Source organism: Caballeronia sp. J97 (assembly GCF_905220305.1).
GTDB lineage: Bacteria > Pseudomonadota > Gammaproteobacteria > Burkholderiales > Burkholderiaceae > Caballeronia.
Map to the genome: position 1 here is coordinate 39,636 of NZ_CAJMZL010000012.1, position 22,195 is coordinate 61,830.

A 22,195-nucleotide genomic window follows, 5' to 3' on the forward strand; every position below is an offset into this window, starting at 1 on the left:
CATACAAGCAGGACACGAACGGGTGAAGTCCGTATTTGATGGAGTATCTGTGGCAAACGTGAATATGTTTCGATCGACGGCAATCGCGGCGGGCGTGCTCGTCGGCGCGCTGATCCTGAGTTCGCCGGCCGGTGCGCAGGCGTTGTCGAATCGCAATACGCAGGTCGCCGATTCCGTCGTTGCGGTGGTGAACGACGGCGTCATCACGCAACGCGAACTGCGAGACCGCACGACGCTCATCGTCAAGCGCCTGCAGCAGCAGAATGCGCCGGTGCCGCCCGCGGACCAGATGCAGCGGCAAGTGCTCGATCAGATGGTGCTCGAGCGCATCCAGCTCCAGAAGGCGAAGGAAGACGGCATCGTCATCGACGACGCCACCGTCAACCGCACGCTCGCGCGTCTCGCGCAGCAAAACCAGATGTCGCTCGACGTCTACCGTTCGCGTATCGAGGCGCAGGGCGTGCCCTGGTCCACTTTCACGCGCGACGCGCGCACGGAGCTCACGCTCTCGAAGCTGCGCGAGAAGGAAGTCGACAGCAAGATCACGGTGTCGGACGGCGAGGTGGCGAACTACATCGCCAGCCAGCGCGGTCCGGGTGCGCGCAACACGAGCGATCTGCGTCTTCAGCACATCATGTTCAAGCTGCCGTCGGACGCGCCGGCAAGCGAAGTCACCAAGGTGCAGACGCAAGCCGACGCCGTGCTCAAGCAGGCGCAAGGCGGCGAGGACTTCGCCAAGCTGGCGAAGCAGAATTCGCAGGACACGGACGCCGGCAAGGGCGGCGATCTCGGCTACCGCACGCCCGCCTCGCTGCCGGCGGGCATCGTGAACGCGGTGTCGACGCTGCGCCCGGGCCAGGTCGTACCGACGCTGCTGCGCACCGACGGCGGCTTCGAGATCATCAGGCTGGTGGATCGCCGCGCGAGCCAAGGCACCGCGGGCGATGCGCCCAAGCTCGTGCAGACGCATGTGCGCCATATTCTGCTGCGCGTGTCGGACGGCATGTCGGAACAGGCCGCGCGCCAGAGACTGCTCGATATCAAGCAGCAAGTCGCGAACGGCGGCGATTTCGCCAATTTCGCGCGTACGTATTCGCAAGACGGTTCGGCGTCGCAAGGCGGCGATCTCGGCTGGATCAGCCCGGGCGAAACCGTGCCGGAATTCGAGCGCGCGATGAACAATCTGCAGGACGGCGCCGTCAGCGATCCGGTGCGAAGCGAATACGGCTATCACCTGATCCAGGTGCTCGGCCGCCGCGATGCGGAAGGATCGGCGGCGCAGCAGCTCGATATCGCACGTCAGGCGATCGGCCAGCGCAAGGCCGAGCAGGCGTATTCCGACTGGCTGCGCGAACTGCGCGACACCGCGTACGTGCAGTACAAGGGCGTCGCTGCCCAGCCGCAGTAACAGCATGAGCGCCGCCGACGTCCGACCGCTCGCCATCGCCATTACGACTGGCGAACCGGCCGGCGTTGGTCCGGAACTGACGGCGGCGGCGCTGATGCAGGCGCGCGAGCGCTGGCCGTCGGCGCATTTCACGGTGCTCGGCGACCGCAACTTGCTGGCGTCGCGCGCTGCGCAAGACTGGCCCGACGCGGTCGATATCGAACATCACGCGCTTGCCGTGCCTGCCGAGGCCGGCAAACTGAATGCCGCGAACGGGCGCTATGTGCTCGGTCTGCTCGATGCCGCGATCGACGGCGCGGTTTCCGGCCGATTCGACGCCATCGTCACCGCGCCGCTGCAAAAGAGCACGATCAACGATGCCGGCGTGCCTTTCACCGGCCACACCGAATATCTCGCCGAGCGCACGAACACGCCGCGCGTCGTGATGATGCTGGCGGGTTCGGGCGAGCGCCCGTTGCGCGTCGCGCTCGCGACCACGCATTTGCCGCTGAAGGACGTGTCCGCGGCGCTCAGCATCGATGGCCTCGTCGAAACGCTCACCATCGTCGATCACGATCTGCGCGCGCATTTCGGTTTGCCCGCGCCGCGCATTCTCGTCACCGGGCTCAATCCGCATGCGGGCGAGAACGGCTATCTCGGCCGCGAGGAAATCGATGTCATCACGCCCGCGCTCGAACGCGCACGCGCACTCGGCATCGATGCGCCCGGCCCGTATCCCGCTGACACGCTGTTTCAGCCGCGCTATCTGAAAGACGCCGACTGCGTGCTCGCGATGTTCCACGACCAGGGCTTGCCGGTGCTGAAATACGCGACCTTCGGCGAGGGCATCAACGTGACGCTCGGCTTGCCGATCATCCGCACGTCGGTGGATCACGGCACCGCGCTCGATCTCGCCGGCACGGGCCGTGCCGATCCGGGCAGCATGATCGCCGCCATCGACGCCGCCGTCACGATGGCGCGTCACAAACGCGCGGCGGCGTAGAGCCAGTCGCGCGGCCGCTTCTTTCGAACGAGTATGTCGACCAAACACCAAGGCCATTTCGCGCGCAAGCGCTTCGGGCAAAACTTTCTCGTCGATCAGGGCGTGATCGATTCCATCGTCGATGTGATCGCGCCGAAGCGCGGTGAGCGCATGGTCGAGATTGGGCCGGGGCTCGCGGCGCTGACTGAGCCGCTGATCGAGCGCGTGGCCACGCCCGAGTCGCCGCTGCATGCGGTGGAACTGGACCGCGATCTGATCGGCCGTCTGGAAAAGCGCTTCGGCGACAAGCTCGTCGTGCATTCCGCGGATGCGCTCGACTTCGATTTCGCCTCGCTCGCGCTCGAAGGCGAGGGCAACGAAAAGCCGACATTGCGCATCGTCGGCAATCTGCCGTACAACATTTCGAGTCCGCTCCTGTTTCACCTGACGACGTTCGCGCACAAAGTCATCGATCAGCATTTCATGCTGCAGGACGAAGTGGTCGAACGCATGATCGCCGAGCCCGCGACCAAGGATTACGGGCGCCTCTCGGTGATGCTGCAATACCGCTACGTGATGGACAAGCTGATCGACGTGCCGCCCGAGTCGTTCAATCCGCCGCCGAAGGTGAATTCCGCGATCGTGCGCATGATTCCGTTCGCGCCGCATGAGCTGCCAGAAGTCGACGAAGCCGTCTTGAGCGACGTCGTGAAGGCCGCGTTCGCGCAGCGCCGCAAGGTGTTGCGAAACAACCTGAGCGCGTACCGCGACACGATCGATTTCGACGCGCTCGGCTTCGATCTCGCGCGCCGCGCCGAGGAAGTGCCGGTCGCGGAATTCGTCGCGCTGGCGCAGGCGGTTCAGCGCTCGAAAGCCTGAAAGCAGCCGGCATCCGAGAGCAATCTCATCAGCCGTTCCAGTCGCGCGCGCTGCTCGCGAAGCAGGCCGCGCGTTGCGCTCACCTGCTGCACGCGCGTCCGCCAGTACGTCTGGCCGAACAGCGAGTTCGCGCCTTCCGCAGACAGCACGCGCTCCAGATGCCCGATCGCGGCATCGACGTTCCCGGGCGTGTACGGGCTCGTGATCGCGGCATGCCGCTCGAGTGTTTCGTTCATCGTGGTCCTCGTGTCGCGTTGAATCCGAGCGTCTGATTCTCCGAGCTGCGCGGGACATTCGACGTCCCGAAACGTGCGTTCTCGATCGGGACGCGATGTGTCCGGATCGGCTGCTATGATCGTCGTCCCCATCGATGCGGGGCAGAAAGACATCCTTCAAGGGAGAGAGCGCATGCGCTTCATACACGCGGCGGACATCCATCTCGACAGCCCGTTGCACGGCCTGTCCGCCTACGCGGACGCACCCGCCGACATGCTGCGCAACGCCACGCGCGAGGCGTTCTCGAAGCTCGTGTCGGTGGCGGTCGACGAACAGGTCGATTTCATGGTGATCGCCGGCGATCTCTACGACGGCACCTGGCGCGATCACAACACCGGCATCTTTTTTTGCCGCGAGATGGGGCGGCTGCGTCGCGCGGGCATTCCGGTCTACGTGCTCTTCGGCAATCACGACGCCGAAAGCGAAATGACGAGCCAGCTTCAATTGCCCGACAACGTCCATACGTTCTCGACGCGAAAGCCGCAGACGTTTCGCATCGACGAGCTGAAGGTCGCCTTGCACGGCCACAGTTTCAAGGAAAAAGCGGTCACGACGAATCTGGTCACCGCGTATCCATTGCCGGTCGCGGGATACTTCAACATCGGCGTGCTGCATACCGCGCTCGAAGGCGGCTCGATTCACGCGAGCTACGCGCCGTGCTCCGTCGCCGAACTGCACGCGAAGGAATATCACTACTGGGCGCTCGGTCACGTGCACGAGTACGCGATCTGGCAGGAAGCGTCGACCATCGTGTTTCCGGGCAATCTGCAGGGACGCAACATTCGCGAGACGGGCAGGCGCGGCGCGGTGATCGTGACGGTGTCGGATGCGCAAGAGGTGAGCGTCGAGCGGCTTTTCATCGACGTGCTGCGCTGGGAAGCCGTCACGGTGGATGCATCGCAGGCGGGCACGCTCGATGAGGTCGCGCTCGCGGTCGGACGCGCGCTCGAAGCGCTCGTCGAATCTTCTGCGTCGTCGGCGCCGCACGCCGTGCGCGTGACGATCACCGGCGCGACTCAGGCACACGGCGAACTCTTCGGCCTGGAAACGCAACTGCGCGCGGAAGTGCTCGCGCAGATCGCAGCGATCAGCCACGACCGGCTCTGGCTCGAAAAAGTGAAGATCGCGACCGAGCCGCTCGCGCACAGTGAACCCTCGACCGGCCGCACCGATGCGCTCGCCGATCTGCACGGCCTTCTGATCGAAGCCGAGTCCGACCCGGAATTCCTGAACATGCTCAAGGAAAGACTCATCGCGCTCGCATCGCAGGCGCCGAGCGAATTGCAGAAGTCCGTGCCCGAGCTGGAGCACGTGCGAAATGGCGAGCTCGCGAAGCTCGTCGCAGAAGTTCGGTCGGGCCTGATCGCGCAGTTGTCGGACGCGGAGTAAGACATGCGCATCGGCAAGCTCGAACTCATCCGCTATGGCAAGTTCACCGATCACACCGTCGACTTTCCGTCGGCGGAACATGACTTCCATTTCGTCGTCGGCCCGAACGAGGCCGGCAAATCGACCATCAGGAATGCGATTTCCGAGTTGCTCTTCGGCATGCCGCACAGCTCGTCGCTCGCGTTCGTGCATCCGCAAAGCGACCTGCGGCTCGGTGCGTCGATCGAAACGGGCGGCGAAGCGTTCGCGTTTCATCGCACGAAGAGCCGCAAAACATCGCTTTGCGCGCCAAACGGCGATGCGCTGGCCGCCGATGCATTGACGACGTTCCTCGGCGCCGCCGACAAGAGCTTCTTCGAGCAGATGTACTGCCTGAATCACGAGGCGCTTCGCCGGGGCGGAGAGGCGATTCTCGATGCATCGAGCGATGTCGGACAGGTGCTGTTCCAGTCGGCGGCGGGCATCGCGAGTCTCGGCGACGTGCGCCAGCGTCTCGCGGAGGAAGCCGAAAGCCTGTGGGCGAAGCGCAAGTCGGGCTGCATGTACAACATCGGCCGGAAGCAATACGACGAAGCGACGGACGAACTGAAAGCCGCCAGCGTGCGAACCGCGAAGTGGACGCGCGCGCATGTCGCCTTCGAAGAGAACGAGGAGAAAAGCCGCGAACAGGACGCGCGCCGCGCGGAGCTCGAAGCGCAGCGGGGCAAGCTCGAACGCGTGAGGCGCATCGCGCCGTATTTGAACGTGTGGCGCGAGAAGGCGGCGCAATTGCGCGAATTGGGCGATGTCGTCGATCTGCCCGCGAACGCCGAAGCAACATTGCAAAGCGCGCTGAAGCGCCTCGCGGCGGCGCAAAGTGCGCTCGACGTGCATGCGAAGACGGCGGAGCAGTTGCAGTCGGATTCGGGCGCGATCCGTATCGATGACGCGCTGCTCGCCGCGCAAGCGCGCATTCGCGCGCTCGAGGCCGCGCGACAGCGCTGCGCGAATCACGCGAGCGAAATCGCGCGGCTCGAACAGGAAGTCGCGATGCGCCTGCGCCAGATCGCGCAGGACGGCGCGCAACTCGGCTGGCCGCAGGACGAAGCCGGAGCACGCCTTTCGATGCCCGGCACGCTCGCCCTGCAAACCGTCACGAGCCTGATGTTCGAGCGCGGTGAGCTCGAGCTTGCCGCGCGCAATGCGGAACAGGCGGCCGACGAATGCGCGGCGCACATCGACGGGCTGAAGTCGAAGCTCGCGGCGATCGCGAGCGGCGACGTGTCGCCAGGTCTGCGCGCCGCGTTGCGTGCCGCGCAGAAATATCGTGACGCGAGCGCCGCGCATCAGCGCCTCGACCACGCGAAACGCGACGCGCAGCAGTTGCTCGAAGCGGGCATGGCGGCGCTCGGCCGATGGTCCCGCCCGATTGCCGATCTGAAGGCGATGACGCTGCCGGCCGCGGAGCGCATCGCTGCATTGCGCGCGGAGCGACAGGAACTCGTGTCTCGCCTGTCGCTCGCGGCCGATCGCGCGAAAGAAACACGGGACACGTTCCACGCCACGCGATCCGAACTCGACGATCTGGTCGACACGCACGATGTCGTGACGGGCGATCAGGTGCACGAAGCGCGCGCCTCGCGCGATGCGGCATGGCGTGCGATCAGGTCCGGCGACGTCGCGCTCGATGACGGCGCGTCCGGCTTCGAAACGGCGATGGACATGGCGGACGATCTGGCCGATCGTCAGCTCAACTCGGTCGGTCATGCGACCCAGCTCGCGGCGCTGAAGCGGCGCGTCGCGAACGAAGAAGCGACGCTCGCGCGACGCGAAGAAGGCGTGCGCGAAGCCGAATCGACGCTCACGAAGTTCGATGAAGCATGGCGCGCACTCGCCGCGCAATCGCAGATCGCGGACATGTCGCTCGACGATGCGCCATCGTGGATCGCATCGCGCGACAAGGCGCTGGCCGCGGCGCAGACGCTCGACGCGCGCGCCGAAGAACTCGCGCGCGAATCCGCCGATTCCGACGCACGCCGCGACGAACTCGCGCGGCACCTCGAGGACACGGGCGCGCGAATCGACGCGCAGTCCGATCTCGACACGTTGTGCGACGTGGCTCAGACGCACATCGGCGCCGTCGACGAGGCGGCGGTGACGCGGCGTCACGTCTCGACGCAACTCGATGAAGCGCAAGCCGATCGCATCGCAAGGCAAGGCGTGGCGAAAGCAGCCCGCGAAACATTCGAGCGCTGGCAACGCGAGTGGTCGGCCGCGCTCGCGAAAGCGGGCCTTTCGAACGCGGCGGATTCGCAGGCGGCGGCCGAAGCGGCCATCGACATCGTGAAGAAGATCGGCGAGCAACTGACGCAGATCGATGCCATCCGAACCGGACAGATCGACGCAATGCGCGCGACGCTCGCCGCATTCGAGGGCGATGCATCGCAACTCGTGCGCGAGCTCGACGAATCGCTCGCGACGCTCGGCGCGAATGCGATCGCAACAGAGTTGTCGGCGCGCCTCGACCGCGCGTCTGCCGCGCATGCCGAGCGGGATCGGTTGAAGAAGGCGCATGCGTCGGCGAGCGAGCAAGTGAGCCATGCCAGGGCCGAGGTGGAAGAGGCGAACGCCACGGTGCGTCCGCTCTACACGCTCGCCTGTGTCGATACGCCGGACGTGCTTCAGGCGCTCATCGCGCAATCGCAGAAGAAGCGCGAGCTGATCGCCGCCGTGGACGACGCGCGCGCCGCGCTCATCAAAGGCGGCGATGGCCTGACGCTCGACGAACTCGTTGCGGAAGTAGAGGGCGCGGATATGCCGAACGTGCAGGCCGAGTTGTCGCGCATCGGCACGGCGCTGTCAGAGTCGGTAAGAATCGCGAGCGAAACGGCGACGGCGCTCGACGCCGCGCGCCGCGAACTCCATGCGATCTCGGGCGAAGCGAATGCCGCGCGCGCAGAAGCGAAGCGTCAGGAAGCGCTCGCCGCGATGGCCGATGCAGCCGAACGTTTCGTGAAGGTCGAAACGGCGTCGACTTTGCTCAAGTGGGCGATCGACCGCTATCGCGAGCGGCGTCAGGGTCCGATGCTTGCGCGCGCGAGCACGATTTTCTCGGCGCTCACGCTCGGCACCTTCTCGCGGCTGGTCGTCGATTACGATCGTCAGCCGATGGCGCTGTCAGCGATTCGCGCGAGCGGCGAGCACGTCGACATCGCGGGCATGAGCGAAGGCACGCGCGATCAGTTGTATCTCGCGCTGCGCCTTGCGGCGCTGGAAGAACACGCTGAAAAGGCGTCGGCGCTCCCGTTCGTCGCCGACGATCTCTTCATCAATTTCGACGACGGCCGCGCGCGCGCCGGCCTGCGTGTGCTCGCGCAGATCGCGAAACGCACCCAGGTGATCTTTCTGAGCCATCACGATCATCTGGTCGATATCGTGCGCGACGTGTTCGGGCCGCACGTCAACGTGCGTTACATGGGCTGATGCAGCATACGGTCGAGCCGCTCTAGCGTCTCGCGCGCGCCGCCCGCGATGCCGATGCCGGCGCCCGGTGCAATCGCGTGTTCGCGCGGATTGATGCGGATGACGCGCGGCCCGTTGCGCTCGCTGAAACGCCTGACAGTGGGCAGCGCGCGACCCGCGCCGAGTTCGACGACCACGCGCTTTTCGACGCCATGCAACCACGTCGCGAGCCTGCGCTCCTGCAGCGCCGAACGCGTGTCGATCCAGTTCCAGTCCCCGAACATGAGGATGTTCGGGCGCGCGAGCGCGTGGCAATGCGGACAGCGCGGCATCGCGTTGACGAGCTCGCAGCGCGTCTCGTCGACGATCGGATCGAATCCGTCGGCGGACCAGATGTCGTTCGTGCAGGCGTCGATGCATTGCAACGAGCCGATGGCGCCGTGGCACTCGGCCACGCGCTCGGGCGCGAAGCCCGAGCGCTGGAACTGGCCGTCGACATTGCTCGTGAAGACGAACGCACCGTGCGGCATGCGCGCGGCCCAGCGCTTCAGCACGCGAAAGCCTTCATGCGGCGCGGTCGCGCGATACAGCGCGAGCCGATGCCCGTAAAAGCCCCACGCGAGCCGCGGATGACGAACGAAGCCTTCGGGATTCGCCATCTCCTCGAATGAATAGCCGCGATTCCGTAACGCCGGATAGGCACGCCAGAAGCCATCCGGCCCGCGAAAATCCGGCAGTCCCGAATCGACGCCCATGCCCGCGCCCGCGGTGATCAGCAGGCCATCGGCATGGCGAATCCATTCGGCCGCCTGCTCGAAAAGCGCGGCGTCGTTCATCGCGCGCCTTCCTGACGATACCGGCTCGCGAGCTTGCGATAGTCTTCGGCGAACTCATCGCGCAAGGCTTGCGGCGCGAGAATCTCGACGCCCGCGCCCAGCGCACGCAGCCACCAACGCAGCTTGAGACTGGGCGTGACGGTGCCCGTGACTTTCATGCGGCCATCGGGGAGGGTATCGATTTGCTGATCCTTCGACATCGGCGATTCGCGCAACTGATTGCCCGCATTACCTTCGAAGGCGAGTTCGAGCAGCACCGGCGGCTCGGGCAAGAAGTCGAACACCTGCTGCGTCTCGATATATTTACGCAGCTTGAAATCCTCAGGGTAGGTGAACGATTCGCCCGATTCAGACACCGAACGAATGCGATCGAGCCGATAGAGCGTGCGCATCCATTCCGTTTCGCCTTTCTCCGGACGCGGCGCGCGATTCGGGTCCTGCGCGACCATGTACATCACGCCCGCCGATTCGACCAGCGCGAGCGGCCAAAGCGTTTTCGTCTTCGGATCGCTGCCTTGGTCGCGCGTTTGCTCCGCTTTGTACGCGGCGCGATATTGCACGAGCAACTCGCGCTCGAAGAACGTGGCCGTCGCGACCGTCTGGAAGATCTCCGGCCGCAGCTTCGGACGAATCAGCGTGAAGGCGCCATCGACGGAATCGATCTTGTCGGCCCACGCGCGATAGATGCGGCTGTCCGCTTTTTCCTGCGACAGCCGCGATTCGGCGGCTTTGAAGAGCGGATCGATGTCACGCGTCACGGCGTTCGGCAGTTTGTTTCCGGCGAAGCGCTGAAGGATGTGGAAGGCGACCGCTTCCGACGCACTCATCAGGCCGCTCACGCCTTCCTGCAAGCCGTGCAGCCACGGCTTGCGCTGCCAGAGCAGTTCGCGGCCGTTGATCATCGAGACGACGCGCGCATCGGCTTCGAGCGCGGTCAGATGGCGCTGCACCTTCTTGGTATAGCCGACGCGATGGCCGCGCTCTTCGAGACGCCTGCGCACTTCGGGCGTCGAAAGCCACGCGGTCGCGTCCCGCTCGGTGGGCAGCACGCGGAGGATGGCTTCGTCGAGACTGGAGGTCATGGCGCGAAAAGTGTGTCGGCGATGACTCCGATTATATGAATCGATGAGACGTTTTGTGTCTCGATGGAGGAGGCGCGGTGCGAGGGAATCTGGCGTGCACAAAGCAAAAAGCCCAGTCGCAATGACTGGGCTTTTTGTTTGATACTCTTGGTAGGCCGTACGGGATTCGAACCTGTGACCAACGGATTAAAAGTCCGCTGCTCTACCAGCTGAGCTAACGACCCGAAAGAGGCAAAATTATAATTTCAGATTCCAGAGTCTGTCAACTTGTTTCATCGAAGATCGCGTGAATCATCGAAAGAAAAATGCCTGCGGCGTCAATGCCCGCCGGCATTCTCCTCGAGAGGCGCGAAACTCGAACGAACCGCGCGAAGCTTCGCTTACTTCACTTGCGACATCTTGCTCTGCGCGGTCTGCGCGACTTCCGTGCCGGCGTACTGCGAGATGATCTGCTGAAGGGTCTGCTTGGCAGCCGCCTTCTGACCTTGCTCGATCTGGTTGTTCGCGATTGCGAGCAATGCTTCGGGCGCTCGCGGATGCGTCGGATAACTCTTCACCAGATCCTGCCAGATCGCAGTCGACCCCTTGTAATCGCGCTGCGCATAGAGCGCATTGCCGAGCCAGTATCGCGCCGTCGGCTGATACGGGCTTTGCGGATACTTCGCCACGAACGCCTTGAACGACGCCGCGGCGTTCTTGTAGTCGCCGTTACGGAACTGAGTCGACGCTGCGTTGAACGCTTCCGTCTCGCCGGGCTGCACCGAGCCGGTCATGCCGTCGATCGTCTCTTGCTGCGGCTCGAACTTCTTCAAGCGCGAATCGAGATCGGCGTAGTAGTCCTTTTGCTGCTTTTGCAGCGTCGCGACCTGGTTGGCCAGATCCTCGTTCTGTCCGCGAACCGTCGCGACCTGCTGATTGAGCTGGTCGATGCGATTCTGCTGATCGAGGATCGTGCGCTGCGCAGCCTGCAACTGATTGGACAGGCTATCGGTCTTCGTGCGCAGGTCGAGCACGGCTTTACGCGCTTCGTTGTCGTCGAAGACGCCGGCGTGCGCGGGCGCACTCAGTATCGTCGAACCAACCACACACGCGGCTGCGGCCACGCGCAGCAAGGGAAAGCGATACAACATAGGGCGACTCACCCGTAACTGGTTACGTTAAGCAAATTACTGCTGGTACACGAGATCCGCGCGGCGGTTCTGTGCCCACGACGATTCGTCGTGACCCGTCGCCATCGGCTTTTCCTTGCCGAGGCTCACAGCTTCCATCTGCGAATCGGCGACGCCCATCAGGGACATCGCACGACGCACGGCTTCTGCACGCTTCTGGCCGAGCGCCAGGTTGTATTCGCTCGTGCCGCGCTCGTCGGTGTTGCCCTGGATCAGGACGTGACGCTCCGGATGGCTCTTCAGGTACGACGAGTGTTGCTGCAGCAGCGGCTGATAGTCGTCCTTCACGGCGTAGCTGTCGAAGTCGAAATAGATGCTGCGCTTGGCGAGCGGGCTGTTCGGATCGTTCAGCGGGTCGATGTTGACCTGCTTCACGTCCGTCGGGTTCGGCTGCGTGCCGACTGCACCCTTGTTCTGGCCTTCGTCGAGCTTCACGCCCGAGTGACACGCCGCCAATGCGCCGACCATCGCAACTGCCAGGCCGATACGAAGTTTCGACATCATGGTACCTCTCCTTGTGTTGTAGCTGAACGTTGTATGTGAAACGTTATTGCTGGACTTATTGCATGAACGGACCCCAGGACGGCTCGCGCACCACACCGCCCTGAACTGACAAGACTTGCCGCGTGCGACCGTCGGTCGAAACGGCTGCCAACACGCCACGTCCGTTCACTTGGGTGGCGTAGAGGATGTACTGACCATTCGCCGCGAAGCTCGGCGATTCGTCATGCGTCGTGTCGGTCAGCCCCGTCGCCGTGCCGGACGCGAGGTCCTGCAGGTACAGCTTGAAGCCGCCGCCAGTGCGCGAAATGTACGCGAGTTGCTTGCCGTCCGGACTCACGCGCGGGCTCGTGTTGTACGCGCCTGCAAACGTGACCCGCTGGGCCGCGCCGGCGCTTTCACCCGCCGCCGGCATCTTGTAGATCTGCGGTTGGCCGCCGCGATCGCTCGTGAAATAAATCCAGTTGCCATCGGGAGAGAAGTACGGCTCGGTGTCGATGGAACTGCCTTGCGTCAGACGGCGCAGGCCGGAGCCGTCTGCATTGACTTCGAAAATCTGCGTGTTGCCGGTGCGCGAGAGCGCGACCGCGAGCTTGCGGCCATCAGGCGACCACGCCGGGGCACTGTTGTTGCCCTTCTGGTTCGACACGACCACACGACGTCCCGTCGGCAGATCGTGGATGTACACCACCGGCTTCTTCTTCTCGAACGACACGTAGGCGACCTTCGTGCCGTCCGGCGACCACGCCGGAGAAATGATCGGTTCCGGGCTGGAGAGCGCGATCTTTGCGTCCTGACCGTCCGAATCCGAAATCTGCAATTGATAGCGGCCGCCCGTCTGAATGACGTAGGACAGACGCGTTGCGAACACACCGCGGCCGCCGAGCAGCTTCGCGTAGATGTAGTCCGCGATCTTGTGCGCGCTCATGCGCAGGCCACTTTCGGCGCTGACGAGCGACAGGCCACCGAGGTTCTGTTGCTTGACGGTGTCGTAGAGGCGGAAGCGCACTTCGTACTGGCCGTTCGGCAGCTTGTTCACGCTGCCCGACACGAACGCGTCCGCTCCTTTTGCCTTCCACGCGCCGAGGTCGACCGAATCAGCTTCCCCGACCGGCGCGCTGCCGGCGTCGATATTGGTGAACTTGCCGCTTCTCTGCAGATCCTGGCGAATGATCGCGCTGACCTGCTGCGGCGAACTCGCTTCATTGGCGAAATTGGCCGTCGCGATCGGAAACTGGGTCGAACCGACGCCGGTCACGAGTACGTTCAACTGGGCGTGTGCGGCAGTGCCGGCTGCGATCAGGCAGGACGCGACTAGCGTTTTCAGGCCAAGCTTCGTCATCAAACTCATGCTGTATAGGTTCCAGATAAAAGCGTTTTCAAGTGTCCGCGGACTGCAGAACAGACCCGCGGTCGCACAATTCGTTCCCGCAGCTTAATACGAGCTTTCACAGGCATTTTCTGCCCCGGATTCACGCGATCAGCCTCCCGCCGGACGCAGCGTGATCGTGAAGCTCGAAGGCGCCTTGCCGTCGATATCCACGGGCATCGGATCGGAGCGTTGCACTGCGCGCAACGCTGCCTGATCCCATTGCTCGTTGCCGCTCGAACGGGTGATGTTTGCCGATAGCAGCGTGCCCGACGGCGAGCAGCGCACCGACACCACGGTCTCGAGGCCGGCGGTTTCGCCCGCCCACACGATGTTCGGCCGCACGCGGCGCTGCACCTTCTCGGCGTAGCCAGGCGAGGTCGCATTGCCGCCCGCGCCCTTGCCGGTTCCGCTCTTCGCCAGTCCCTCGCCGCTGCCCGACGTGCCACCGCCCAACTGACCCTGCAATTGCGAGAGACGAGCCTTGCGTTCGGCATCGAGCCTGGCCTTCGCTTCCGCGTCGGCCTTGGCTTTCGCCTGCGCCTTCGCTTTGGCGTCGGCTTCAGCCTTGGCCTTGGCTTGTGCATCGGCTTTCGCCTTGGCTTCCTGCTGTTCCTTCTGCTCCTTGAGCTGTTCCTGCTTCTGCGCTTCGGCTTGCTGCTGACGCTGCTTGTCCTGCTGCGCTTTCTGCTGCTGCTGCTTTTGCAGTTCGGCCTGGCGCTGCTGCTCGATCTGCTTCTGCTTGTCCTGCATCGCCTTCTGCTGTGCGGCCGCGGCGGCGGCTTGCGCGGCCAGTTGCTGCTGGCGCTTCGCTTCCGCTTCCTGGCGTGCCTGTTCCTGCTGACGGCGTTGCTCGGCGAGCTGCGCCTCGCGCGCGGCGGCTTCCTGTTGCTTGCGCTTCTTTTCCTGCAACGCGATGTCGGCGTCCTCGTCCTTCGCCGGCGGAGGCGCGGGCTGTACCTTCACCGGCGCGGGCGGCGGCGGAGCGGGGCGGGGCGTAGGCGTGGCGGTATCGGGAATTTCGGTCCAGATTTCAGCCTCGGAGCCCGCTGGCGTGTTGTTCTGCCAGTTGATGCCGTGGTACAGCAGCCAGCCGAGCAGCAGGTGCATCAACGCCGCGAGCGCGAACGCCTTGCCCGTGCCGCGCTCACGCGGCGGGCGGATCGGTCGCGCGGACGATGCGCGTGTCTGCCTGTGCAAAAGGGTCATTGCGATTTGACGAGCAATCCGACGCGCTTCACGCCGCGCGCCTTCATATCGGACATCACGTTCATCACGACTTCATACTTCACGGTCTTGTCCGCCGCGATCACGACGGGCTGATCGGGATGCGATTCCTGACGATTGAGCACGAAGGTGTTCAGCTCGTCCTTCGACATTTTCTGCTCCTGCGTCGAGCCGCCTTCTTCCTTGTAGCGCACGTTCATGCTGCCGTCCGCCTTGATGTTGATGACGAGCGGCGGCTGCTGTTCCTGCGGCTGCGCGTTGCCGACGGTCGGCAGGTTGATGATGGACGGCGATACGAGCGGCGCCGTCACCATGAAAATGACGAGCAGCACGAGCATCACGTCGATGTACGGCACGACGTTGATGTCGGACATCGCGCGGCGCGAGCTGCCGCGCATGCTGGAACGAATGGGGCCTGCCATCGCGGACTCCTTCTGTTAGTGCGCCTGGCGTTGCAGGATGTTCGAGAACTCTTCGATGAAAGTCTCGAAGCGGATTGCCAGGCGGTCGATGTCGTGCGCGTAGCGGTTGTACGCGACCACCGCGGGAATTGCGGCGAAGAGGCCGATCGCGGTCGCGACGAGCGCCTCCGCGATGCCCGGCGCCACGTTCGCGAGCGTCGCCTGCTGCACGTTGGCGAGGCCGCGGAACGAATTCATGATCCCCCAGACCGTGCCGAAAAGACCGATGTAAGGACTCACCGAACCGACCGATGCGAGGAACGCGAGGTTCGCCTCGAGCACGTCCATTTCGCGCTGGAAGGCTGCGCGCATCGCGCGTCGGGAACCGTCGAGGATCGCGCCCGGATCGGTGATGCGGCGCTCCTTGCCCTTCAGGAATTCACGCATGCCGGATTCGAAGATACGCTCGAGCGCGCCGATCGTGTGACGGTTGTTCGCCGCGCTCTGATAAAGCGCCTGCAGGTCGCCGCCCGACCAGAAATCGCGCTCGAAGCGCTCGGTTTGCGCGCGCGCGCGGCGAATGGCAAACCACTTGCGGAAGATGAAGGTCCACGACAGGAGCGACAGCAGCAGCAGCAGCGCCATCACGGCCTGCGCGAGCAGGCTCGCGTGAACGACGAGAGAAATGATCGACAGGTCTTGTGTATTGTTCATAAAGGTCCGCTGTTACGTCCCGAAAGGGGCGTCCGGTCAAAGCGTCATGCTTTCGTGAAAAGGATGTGAATCAAACGAAAGCCGTGCCGTGGCCGGCTCATGCTCGTTAATGCTTCCTCTGTTCCCGAAGCCTTGGTTCGCTTCGGGGTGCGATGAGTTCATCGTTCAGGCTCGGTCCGGGTTTGCGCCGCACGGTGCCGGGGCGAGCGCGGCGTGCGGGCCGCGCTTCAATCCGTCGAGCACGGCGTCCGGGATCGCGGCCGGGCGAATCGACGCGCGATCCACCGAGGCGACGCGAATGTCGCCGCTCGCGAGCAGCACGCCGTCGCGCCATGCTTCCTGATGAAAATCCACCGATGCGCGGCCGAGACGCTCGATGCGGCTCACGACGCGAATGACGTCGTCGAGACGCGCCGGCGACGAATAGTCGACGGACGTGCGTCTCACGACGAACACGATGCCGTTCGCATCCGCGAGGCGCTGCTGGTCGATGCCGCACGCGCGCAGCCATTCGGTGCGCGCCCGCTCGAAGAACTTCAGGTAGTTCGCGTAGAAGACGATGCCGCCGGCGTCGGTGTCCTCGTAATACACCCGAATCGGCCACTCGAAAATCAACGGATCACTCACCTTTGCGCCGCTCCGCTCGCGCGAATGCCCTTGAATACGCTCCGGTTCGCGATTTGACAAATATTCATCGGCGGCATTTTACCGGAACCGGGGACACCGCCGCCAAATCCTTAGGCAGATATCAGAATCAGCCGCGGTGAATTTGCAACGGTGCGAACGTCTGGGCGATCGGCATCATCTCGATCGCGTTGATGTTTACGTGCGCGGGACGCGTGGCGATCCAGTAGATCGCGTCGGCGATATCCTCGGGCGTGAGCGCCTGCACGTCCTTGTAAACGGTCGAGGCTTTGCTGTCGTCGCCCTTGAAGCGCACGTTCGAGAATTCGGTGCCGCCCACGAGCCCCGGCTCGATGTCCGTCACGCGAAGGGCGGTGCCGGCTACATCGGCGCGCAGGTTCAGGCTGAACTGCCGCACGAACGCCTTGGTCGCGCCGTACACGTTGCCGCCGGCGTACGGGTAGGTGCCCGCCACCGAGCCGATGTTGAACACGTGCCCGCGATCGCGCTCGATCATGCCCGGCAGGATCGCATGCGTGACGGTCACGAGCCCTGTGCAGTTCGTGTCGATCATGCTTTTCCAGTCGTCGAGATTCGCACGTTGCGCGGGTTCCAGACCGAGTGCGAGACCAGCGTTGTTCACGAGCACGTCGATCTGCGCGAACGCATCGGGCAGCGCCGCGACGGCGTTGCGGACCGCACTTTCGTCGCGCACGTCGAGCTCGACCGGCAGGAGCGCGTCGCCGAGCTCGTTCGAGAGCGCAACCAGCCGTTCCTTGCGCCGCGCCGCCGCGATCACGCGATGTCCGCCTTTGACGAAGGTGCGGGCGATGGCGGCGCCGAATCCGGCAGACGCGCCGGTGACAAAAACGATCATGAGCGGGCTCCGAACGGGGTGAAATGGATACAGCCGGCGCACGCAGGGAAGCGCGTCCGGCAACGGCGCAAAGGGTACTTCCATTGATGCGGCGCGGCAAGCAATCACGGGTTCGAACGATCGTGCTTTATATGCTTTCGCTTGTGCGTGGATCTGGCCTGTCCGCCGGTTGCCTAAAGCATGGCCGCCCATTACACTACAACGCTCAAACCCCGCGTGACTGGCGATAGAATCTTCGGATTCAAGGTGGAGCGACCCACCAGGAAGCGCGGAGCGTCGTTTTGCCGTTCGCCTGGGCAGCTGAGATCCGCACGCCGTCGCTGCGTTGCCGGTGGCTGTCCGTTCCGCGAAGCCGGATTCATTCTCCATCCGTCGCGCCTGGACTCCATTGGTTTCCAGCGTCTTTTGCGTCTGCTTCGAACGTGGCGCACGCGCGATCCGGTCAACCTGTTTTGATCTCACGGAAAACGTATGTTTGACAGAGCCGAAAGTACCCTCGCCAATGTCGATCCCGAACTGCTCAAGGCGATCGAGCAGGAAAACCGCCGCCAGGAAGATCACATCGAGCTGATCGCGTCGGAAAACTACACGAGCCCCGCGGTGATGGCCGCGCAGGGCTCGCAACTCACGAATAAGTACGCCGAAGGCTATCCGGGCAAGCGCTACTACGGCGGCTGCGAATACGTCGACATCGTCGAGCAGCTCGCGATCGATCGCGTGAAACAGCTCTTCGGCGCCGAGGCCGCGAACGTCCAGCCGAACTCCGGCTCGCAGGCCAATCAGGGCGTGTTCTTCGCGGTGCTCAAGCCGGGCGATACCATCATGGGCATGAGCCTCGCCGAAGGCGGTCACCTGACGCACGGCTCGCCGGTCAACATGTCGGGCAAATGGTTCAACGTCGTGAGCTACGGCCTGAACGAAGCCGAAGACATCGACTACGAAAAGACCGAAGCGCTCGCCAAGGAGCACAAGCCCAAGCTGATCGTTGCGGGCGCGTCGGCATTCGCACTGAAGATCGATTTCGAGCGTCTGTCGAAGATCGCGAAGAGCGTCGGCGCTTACTTCATGGTCGACATGGCGCACTACGCCGGTCTCGTTGCCGCTGGCGTGTATCCGAACCCAGTGCCGCACGCCGATTTCGTCACGACGACCACGCACAAGAGCCTGCGCGGCCCGCGCGGCGGCGTCATCCTGATGAAGGCCGAGTTCGAAAAGCAGATCAACTCGGCGATCTTCCCGGGCATTCAGGGCGGCCCGCTCATGCACGTGATTGCCGCGAAGGCCGTCGCGTTCAAGGAAGCGCTGTCGCCGGAATTCAAGACGTATCAGCAAAACGTGGTCGACAACGCGCGCGTGCTCGCCGAAACGCTCGTGAAGCGCGGATTGCGCATCGTGTCGGGCCGCACGGAAAGCCACGTGATGCTCGTCGACCTGCGCGCGAAGAAGATCACCGGCAAGGCCGCGGAGGCCGCGCTCGGCGCCGCGCACATCACGGTCAACAAGAATGCGATCCCGAACGATCCGGAAAAGCCGTTCGTCACGAGCGGCGTGCGCCTCGGCTCGCCCGCGATGACCACGCGCGGCTTCGGCACGAAGGAAGCGGAGATCGTCGGCAATCTCATCGCCGATGTGCTCGACAATCCGGAAGACCAGGCGACTCTCGCGCGTGTACGCGAGCAAGTGGCCGATCTGACCAAGCGTTTCCCGGTCTACCGTTAATCCGCGAGCCCGACACCGATGCGCTGCCCATTCTGCCGACACGAAGATACCCAGGTCGTGGATTCTCGCGTGTCGGAGGATGGCGCGGCCATCCGGCGGCGGCGGCGCTGTCCCGCGTGCGACAAGCGTTTCACGACGTATGAGCGCGTCGAACTGGCGCTGCCTACCGTCGTCAAGAAGGACGGCAGCCGCACGGAATTCGACCGCCGCAAGATCGTCGCGAGCATGCAGCTTGCGCTGAGAAAGCGCCCGGTTGCAGCCGATGCGATCGATGCCGCCGCGTCCCGCATCGAATATCAACTGCTCGGCAGCGGCGAGCGCGAAGTGCAGAGCGAGCGGCTCGGCGAGCTCGTCATGAACGAACTGCGACAGCTCGACACCATCGCCTACGTGCGTTTCGCCTCCGTCTACAAGCGTTTCGAAGACGTCTCCGAGTTCGAAGACGTGCTCGACGAATTCCGGCGCGCCGTGCCGAAGAAATCGAGTTCGCGCAAGCGCTGATCCTTTTCGCATCGTTTTCCTCCCAAGCCTGATTTCCTGCCATTCGCTCGCGCAGTGTGCGGGGCATCGGATGACATGAACACTCGGCCATTCGGCTAATGGCGGCGCGCGTTCCTTATCGCTAGATTGAGCTTTTCGGCTCGGTCCGATCGATAAGGCATGCAGATGATCCGTACATCAAGTCAAGGTTTCACGCTCGTCGAACTGTGCGTGGTGCTCGCCGTGATGGCGATTCTCGCGACGTTCGCCGCGCCGTCGTTCGTCGCGTGGCGGACGCGCGATCACGTCGACGCGCGGGCGCGCTCGCTCTTCTCCACGTTGTCGTTGGCGCGGGCCGAAGCCGTCAGGCGCGGAGCGCGCGTCACGCTGTGCAGAATCGATGCGTCGCGCCATTGCCTACAGTCAGGGCGAAGTTGCGAGAGCGGCGTCACGGACTGGTCGTGCGGATGGGGCGTCTTCGTCGATCGCGACGGCGTTTCGACGCTCCTTCGCATGCAGCCGCCGATGACCTCGGTATCGATCGCCGGGGCGTCGACAGAGCTTTCGTTCACGCCGCCCTCGGGGCAGGTGATCGGCGGATTTCGCAGCTTCGATTTCGGCCCGCGCGGCGCCGATCCCGCTGCGAGTCCGGAGGCGCGGCGATGCATTCGGCTCGCGGCGGGCGGCCGCGCACGGATGACTCAGGGCAGTTGTGGAGCATCGGCATGAAGGACGCTCAACGAGGCGATTCGCTAATCGAAGTGATGATCGCGCTCACGCTCACGGCGGTTACGGCGCTCGGTCTTATCGCGGTGCAAAGCGCGCTCGCGCGCGGCGAACGAGCCGCGTTGATGCGGGAACGCGCGGCGCTCATCGCGGATTCGGTAGTGGAAGGCATCGGCGGCAATGCGGACCGTGCGGCGATCGTGTCGCTATGGCAGAGCAGGGCTGCGTCAGTGCTGCCGTCGGGCGATGTCGCGGTATTCGATCGCGCCGATGGCTTGCGCATCGCGACGGTGAGCTGGCGCGCGGAAGACCGGTCCGATCCGTGTCCCGAGGCGCAGGCGAGACCGCTCACGTCATGCATCGCGGTGGCGTTCGCGCGATGACGTCACGCCTGCTCTCGTCGCGCGGCCATACGCTGCTGGAAATGTCGATCGCGCTCGCACTCGGCATGCTGATCGTGACCGCGTCGCTGTCGCTCTATCGCGGACAGCGCGCTGCGTTCGATCTTGCCGCGGAAACCGCGCGCATTCACGACGCCGCGTCCGTCGCGCTGGACATGCTCGGCCAGCAGATTCAGATGGCAGGATTCACCTCGAGCCGGGACGTGAATGTCGACGCATCGTTGTTCGGCTGCGCGCAAGGCCGCGTCGTCGGTGCGGACTCGGCGCCGTCGTGCGAGTCGCTTGCCAGTCATGCGGACGGGCTGCAGGTTCGCTATGTCGCCGACACCGTGTCCACCTGGCCGACCAGCGCAGGCGCTCCGACGGACTGCCTCGGCCAGGCCGTCGCCGACACCGTCGTCACGAATCGCTTCCATGCGAAGCTCAGCGGTTCGACCGGCGAGCCCGAGTTGTACTGCGAGGGCGGCGGCAGACAGGCGCAGCCGATCGTCGAAGGCATCGAGCGGATCCGCGTCATGTACTGGCTGGCGGGCTCGCCATCGGCATCGGATGCTTCGGCCATCCCGCGCGAACGCTGGCGCGACGCCTACGCGGCCGAGATTTGCGTCCTCGTGCGCGGCTTTACCACACACGCCAAGCGCAAAACGAGCTACGTCGATTGCAGCGGTGCGACTGCTTACGCCGAGGACGGCCGCGCTCGCCAGGCCTTCTGGCGGCGCGTCGCGATACGCAATTCGCCGGCGATGCAATCCGGAGGCGCGCGATGAAGCGACGTTCGCCGACACGCGGGGCCACGTTGCTGATCGTCCTGATCCTCGCCGCGATGATGCTGATCACCACGGGCGCATGGTTGCAGACATCGCTGGTGGCGGCGCGCACGACCATCGCCGCGCGCGAGCGCGTGCAGGCGTTTCATGCGGCGGACAGCGCGTTGATCCGATGCAGCCGGATGCTCGACCTCGCACTGCCGTCGATTCCCCAGTCGAAGGATGAACCGTCGCGATGGCGCGCGAAGGCTTCGTTCGAAGGGCCGTCGGCTGCGGCGATCACGCCGTTCGCGTCGTGGCCGTATGCGCGCCGCGCACCGCAATGCCTGATCGAATCGTGGGCAGATACGTCGTATCTGATCACGGCGCGGGGTTTCGGCGCGACAGCAGAGTCCGAAGCGTGGCTGCAGCTTCGGATCGATATCGCCGAGGGCGCGAGCGCGCAACACTGGCGGCGCGTCGTCGCCAGGCCGTTTTGAGGATCGTCATGAACGAAAAGGGATTCAGTCTGCTTGAACTGATGATCGCGCTGGGCGTCGCCGCGATCATCGCGACGTTCGCCGTTCCAGCGTATCGAACGCATGTGGTGAAGGCGCACCGGCTCGATGCCGCGTCCGCGTTGATGCGCGCGGTTCAGTTCGTCGAAACGACGCGGCTCGCCCAGAATCCGGCGAGCGGCGACGCCATCGCGCTCGGCGCCGGTCTCGATCGGGCGCCTGCGAGCGGGGCGGCTGTGTACAGCGTGGCCGTGCTGCCGGAATCGTCGACGAACGGCGGCTATGCCGTCGAAGCCGTGCCCATCGTGCCGGGAGCAATGCAGGACGATGCGTGCGGCGTGTTCGTCATCGATGCAACCGGGCTACGCTGGAATCGTCCGCCCGGCGCGACCACGCCGCTCGATGCGGCACAGTCGGCGTCCTGCTGGGCGGGAAAGGCTTGATCTCGCGC

The 22,195-nt window shown here is 64.4% G+C and carries 23 protein-coding genes, 1 tRNA gene and 1 riboswitch; of the genes, 12 read left to right on the forward strand and 12 right to left on the reverse strand.

Annotation, left to right across the window (positions count from 1 at the left end; translation table 11 throughout):
• The first annotated feature begins 49 nt into the window (after positions 1 to 49).
• From U4Y90_RS17090 to rsmA, 3 genes are read left to right on the forward strand one after another with little or no spacing between them, the layout of a single operon-like run.
• Positions 50 to 1,408 (forward strand): peptidylprolyl isomerase, encoded by a 1,359-nt coding sequence (locus U4Y90_RS17090; protein ID WP_415749371.1) that lies wholly within the window; start codon positions 50 to 52, stop codon positions 1,406 to 1,408.
• A 4-nt stretch (positions 1,409 to 1,412) separates the two neighbouring features.
• Positions 1,413 to 2,390, forward strand: coding sequence for a 4-hydroxythreonine-4-phosphate dehydrogenase PdxA (gene pdxA / locus U4Y90_RS17095; protein ID WP_321796211.1), 978 nt, complete (start codon positions 1,413 to 1,415; stop codon positions 2,388 to 2,390).
• Between the two features lie 33 nt (positions 2,391 to 2,423).
• Positions 2,424 to 3,248: a 16S rRNA (adenine(1518)-N(6)/adenine(1519)-N(6))-dimethyltransferase RsmA gene (gene rsmA, locus U4Y90_RS17100; protein WP_321796212.1), complete on the forward strand. Its 825-nt coding sequence runs from the start codon at positions 2,424 to 2,426 to the stop codon at positions 3,246 to 3,248.
• Here the strand turns inward: rsmA and U4Y90_RS17105 are convergent.
• On the reverse strand, positions 3,230 to 3,484 hold the full coding sequence (locus U4Y90_RS17105; RefSeq protein ID WP_321796214.1) for a hypothetical protein: 255 nt from the start codon (positions 3,482 to 3,484) through the stop codon (positions 3,230 to 3,232). The genes rsmA and U4Y90_RS17105 overlap by 19 nt on opposite strands.
• Positions 3,485 to 3,656: 172 nt before the next feature.
• Here U4Y90_RS17105 and U4Y90_RS17110 point away from each other — a divergent pair, with 172 nt between their 5' ends.
• The gene (locus U4Y90_RS17110) at positions 3,657 to 4,913 is read left to right on the forward strand and encodes a DNA repair exonuclease (RefSeq protein WP_321796215.1); all 1,257 of its coding nucleotides are present in this window, start codon (positions 3,657 to 3,659) and stop codon (positions 4,911 to 4,913) included.
• A gap of 3 nt (positions 4,914 to 4,916) precedes the next feature.
• Positions 4,917 to 8,375: an ATP-binding protein gene (locus U4Y90_RS17115; protein ID WP_321796217.1), complete on the forward strand. Its 3,459-nt coding sequence runs from the start codon at positions 4,917 to 4,919 to the stop codon at positions 8,373 to 8,375.
• Here the strand turns inward: U4Y90_RS17115 and U4Y90_RS17120 are convergent.
• From U4Y90_RS17120 to ydfG, 11 genes are all read right to left on the reverse strand, one after another.
• Positions 8,363 to 9,190 (reverse strand): SIR2 family NAD-dependent protein deacylase, encoded by an 828-nt coding sequence (locus U4Y90_RS17120; protein ID WP_321796219.1) that lies wholly within the window; start codon positions 9,188 to 9,190, stop codon positions 8,363 to 8,365. The genes U4Y90_RS17115 and U4Y90_RS17120 overlap by 13 nt on opposite strands.
• The gene (locus U4Y90_RS17125; protein WP_321796220.1) at positions 9,187 to 10,272 is read right to left on the reverse strand and encodes a WYL domain-containing protein; all 1,086 of its coding nucleotides are present in this window, start codon (positions 10,270 to 10,272) and stop codon (positions 9,187 to 9,189) included. The genes U4Y90_RS17120 and U4Y90_RS17125 overlap by 4 nt, the downstream gene beginning before the upstream one ends.
• 148 nt (positions 10,273 to 10,420) lie before the next feature.
• Positions 10,421 to 10,496, reverse strand: a tRNA-Lys gene (locus U4Y90_RS17130).
• Between the two features lie 156 nt (positions 10,497 to 10,652).
• Positions 10,653 to 11,402: a tol-pal system protein YbgF gene (gene ybgF, locus U4Y90_RS17135; protein ID WP_321796222.1), complete on the reverse strand. Its 750-nt coding sequence runs from the start codon at positions 11,400 to 11,402 to the stop codon at positions 10,653 to 10,655.
• A gap of 36 nt (positions 11,403 to 11,438) precedes the next feature.
• Positions 11,439 to 11,945: a peptidoglycan-associated lipoprotein Pal gene (pal, locus tag U4Y90_RS17140; protein WP_014192228.1), complete on the reverse strand. Its 507-nt coding sequence runs from the start codon at positions 11,943 to 11,945 to the stop codon at positions 11,439 to 11,441.
• Between the two features lie 55 nt (positions 11,946 to 12,000).
• Complete coding sequence (gene tolB, locus U4Y90_RS17145) at positions 12,001 to 13,293, reverse strand: Tol-Pal system beta propeller repeat protein TolB (protein ID WP_321796224.1); 1,293 nt, start codon at positions 13,291 to 13,293, stop codon at positions 12,001 to 12,003.
• 129 nt (positions 13,294 to 13,422) lie between these two features.
• Entirely contained in the window at positions 13,423 to 14,520 is a 1,098-nt protein-coding gene (gene tolA, locus U4Y90_RS17150) for a cell envelope integrity protein TolA (RefSeq protein WP_321796225.1), read from the reverse strand.
• Positions 14,517 to 14,960 (reverse strand): protein TolR, encoded by a 444-nt coding sequence (gene tolR / locus U4Y90_RS17155; protein ID WP_321796227.1) that lies wholly within the window; start codon positions 14,958 to 14,960, stop codon positions 14,517 to 14,519. Before tolR ends, tolA begins: the two co-directional genes overlap by 4 nt.
• Before the next feature lie 15 nt (positions 14,961 to 14,975).
• Positions 14,976 to 15,653, reverse strand: coding sequence for a protein TolQ (gene tolQ / locus U4Y90_RS17160; protein WP_008342801.1), 678 nt, complete (start codon positions 15,651 to 15,653; stop codon positions 14,976 to 14,978).
• Positions 15,654 to 15,818: 165 nt separating this feature from the next.
• The gene (gene ybgC, locus U4Y90_RS17165; RefSeq protein WP_321796234.1) at positions 15,819 to 16,280 is read right to left on the reverse strand and encodes a tol-pal system-associated acyl-CoA thioesterase; all 462 of its coding nucleotides are present in this window, start codon (positions 16,278 to 16,280) and stop codon (positions 15,819 to 15,821) included.
• Between the two features lie 127 nt (positions 16,281 to 16,407).
• Positions 16,408 to 17,154, reverse strand: a complete 747-nt coding sequence (ydfG, locus tag U4Y90_RS17170) for a bifunctional NADP-dependent 3-hydroxy acid dehydrogenase/3-hydroxypropionate dehydrogenase YdfG (protein ID WP_321796236.1) — start codon at positions 17,152 to 17,154, stop codon at positions 16,408 to 16,410.
• A 206-nt stretch (positions 17,155 to 17,360) separates the two neighbouring features.
• Positions 17,361 to 17,459, forward strand: a riboswitch (ZMP/ZTP riboswitch).
• Positions 17,460 to 17,625: 166 nt separating this feature from the next.
• Here ydfG and glyA point away from each other — a divergent pair.
• The 7 genes from glyA to U4Y90_RS17205 all read left to right on the forward strand — a co-directional run bounded on the left by glyA (position 17,626) and on the right by U4Y90_RS17205 (position 22,187).
• Entirely contained in the window at positions 17,626 to 18,873 is a 1,248-nt protein-coding gene (gene glyA / locus U4Y90_RS17175) for a serine hydroxymethyltransferase (protein WP_321796237.1), read from the forward strand.
• Between the two features lie 18 nt (positions 18,874 to 18,891).
• On the forward strand, positions 18,892 to 19,374 hold the full coding sequence (nrdR, locus tag U4Y90_RS17180; protein ID WP_321796238.1) for a transcriptional regulator NrdR: 483 nt from the start codon (positions 18,892 to 18,894) through the stop codon (positions 19,372 to 19,374).
• Positions 19,375 to 19,533: 159 nt separating this feature from the next.
• Positions 19,534 to 20,082: a GspH/FimT family pseudopilin gene (locus U4Y90_RS17185; RefSeq protein WP_321796239.1), complete on the forward strand. Its 549-nt coding sequence runs from the start codon at positions 19,534 to 19,536 to the stop codon at positions 20,080 to 20,082.
• The gene (locus U4Y90_RS17190; protein ID WP_321796241.1) at positions 20,079 to 20,462 is read left to right on the forward strand and encodes a prepilin-type N-terminal cleavage/methylation domain-containing protein; all 384 of its coding nucleotides are present in this window, start codon (positions 20,079 to 20,081) and stop codon (positions 20,460 to 20,462) included. Before U4Y90_RS17185 ends, U4Y90_RS17190 begins: the two co-directional genes overlap by 4 nt.
• A complete protein-coding gene (locus U4Y90_RS17195) occupies positions 20,459 to 21,247 on the forward strand; it encodes a PilW family protein (RefSeq protein WP_321796243.1) in 789 nt (262 codons plus the stop codon). Before U4Y90_RS17190 ends, U4Y90_RS17195 begins: the two co-directional genes overlap by 4 nt.
• Entirely contained in the window at positions 21,244 to 21,726 is a 483-nt protein-coding gene (locus U4Y90_RS17200; RefSeq protein ID WP_321796245.1) for a pilus assembly PilX N-terminal domain-containing protein, read from the forward strand. Before U4Y90_RS17195 ends, U4Y90_RS17200 begins: the two co-directional genes overlap by 4 nt.
• A gap of 8 nt (positions 21,727 to 21,734) precedes the next feature.
• Positions 21,735 to 22,187, forward strand: a complete 453-nt coding sequence (locus U4Y90_RS17205; RefSeq protein WP_321796246.1) for a type IV pilin protein — start codon at positions 21,735 to 21,737, stop codon at positions 22,185 to 22,187.
• Positions 22,188 to 22,195 lie beyond the last annotated feature (8 nt).

Coding starts and splice junctions, on each gene's coding strand:
- pdxA (WP_321796211.1), top strand. CDS start 1,413: ATGAGCGCCGCCGACGTCCGACCGCTCGCCATCGCCATTACGACTGGC.
- rsmA (WP_321796212.1), top strand. CDS start 2,424: ATGTCGACCAAACACCAAGGCCATTTCGCGCGCAAGCGCTTCGGGCAA.
- U4Y90_RS17105 (WP_321796214.1), bottom strand. CDS start 3,484: ATGAACGAAACACTCGAGCGGCATGCCGCGATCACGAGCCCGTACACG.
- U4Y90_RS17110 (WP_321796215.1), top strand. CDS start 3,657: ATGCGCTTCATACACGCGGCGGACATCCATCTCGACAGCCCGTTGCAC.
- U4Y90_RS17115 (WP_321796217.1), top strand. CDS start 4,917: ATGCGCATCGGCAAGCTCGAACTCATCCGCTATGGCAAGTTCACCGAT.
- U4Y90_RS17120 (WP_321796219.1), bottom strand. CDS start 9,190: ATGAACGACGCCGCGCTTTTCGAGCAGGCGGCCGAATGGATTCGCCAT.
- U4Y90_RS17125 (WP_321796220.1), bottom strand. CDS start 10,272: ATGACCTCCAGTCTCGACGAAGCCATCCTCCGCGTGCTGCCCACCGAG.
- ybgF (WP_321796222.1), bottom strand. CDS start 11,402: ATGTTGTATCGCTTTCCCTTGCTGCGCGTGGCCGCAGCCGCGTGTGTG.
- pal (WP_014192228.1), bottom strand. CDS start 11,945: ATGATGTCGAAACTTCGTATCGGCCTGGCAGTTGCGATGGTCGGCGCA.
- tolB (WP_321796224.1), bottom strand. CDS start 13,293: ATGAGTTTGATGACGAAGCTTGGCCTGAAAACGCTAGTCGCGTCCTGC.
- tolA (WP_321796225.1), bottom strand. CDS start 14,520: ATGACCCTTTTGCACAGGCAGACACGCGCATCGTCCGCGCGACCGATC.
- tolR (WP_321796227.1), bottom strand. CDS start 14,960: ATGGCAGGCCCCATTCGTTCCAGCATGCGCGGCAGCTCGCGCCGCGCG.
- tolQ (WP_008342801.1), bottom strand. CDS start 15,653: ATGAACAATACACAAGACCTGTCGATCATTTCTCTCGTCGTTCACGCG.
- ydfG (WP_321796236.1), bottom strand. CDS start 17,154: ATGATCGTTTTTGTCACCGGCGCGTCTGCCGGATTCGGCGCCGCCATC.
- glyA (WP_321796237.1), top strand. CDS start 17,626: ATGTTTGACAGAGCCGAAAGTACCCTCGCCAATGTCGATCCCGAACTG.
- nrdR (WP_321796238.1), top strand. CDS start 18,892: ATGCGCTGCCCATTCTGCCGACACGAAGATACCCAGGTCGTGGATTCT.
- U4Y90_RS17185 (WP_321796239.1), top strand. CDS start 19,534: ATGCAGATGATCCGTACATCAAGTCAAGGTTTCACGCTCGTCGAACTG.
- U4Y90_RS17190 (WP_321796241.1), top strand. CDS start 20,079: ATGAAGGACGCTCAACGAGGCGATTCGCTAATCGAAGTGATGATCGCG.
- U4Y90_RS17195 (WP_321796243.1), top strand. CDS start 20,459: ATGACGTCACGCCTGCTCTCGTCGCGCGGCCATACGCTGCTGGAAATG.
- U4Y90_RS17200 (WP_321796245.1), top strand. CDS start 21,244: ATGAAGCGACGTTCGCCGACACGCGGGGCCACGTTGCTGATCGTCCTG.
- U4Y90_RS17205 (WP_321796246.1), top strand. CDS start 21,735: ATGAACGAAAAGGGATTCAGTCTGCTTGAACTGATGATCGCGCTGGGC.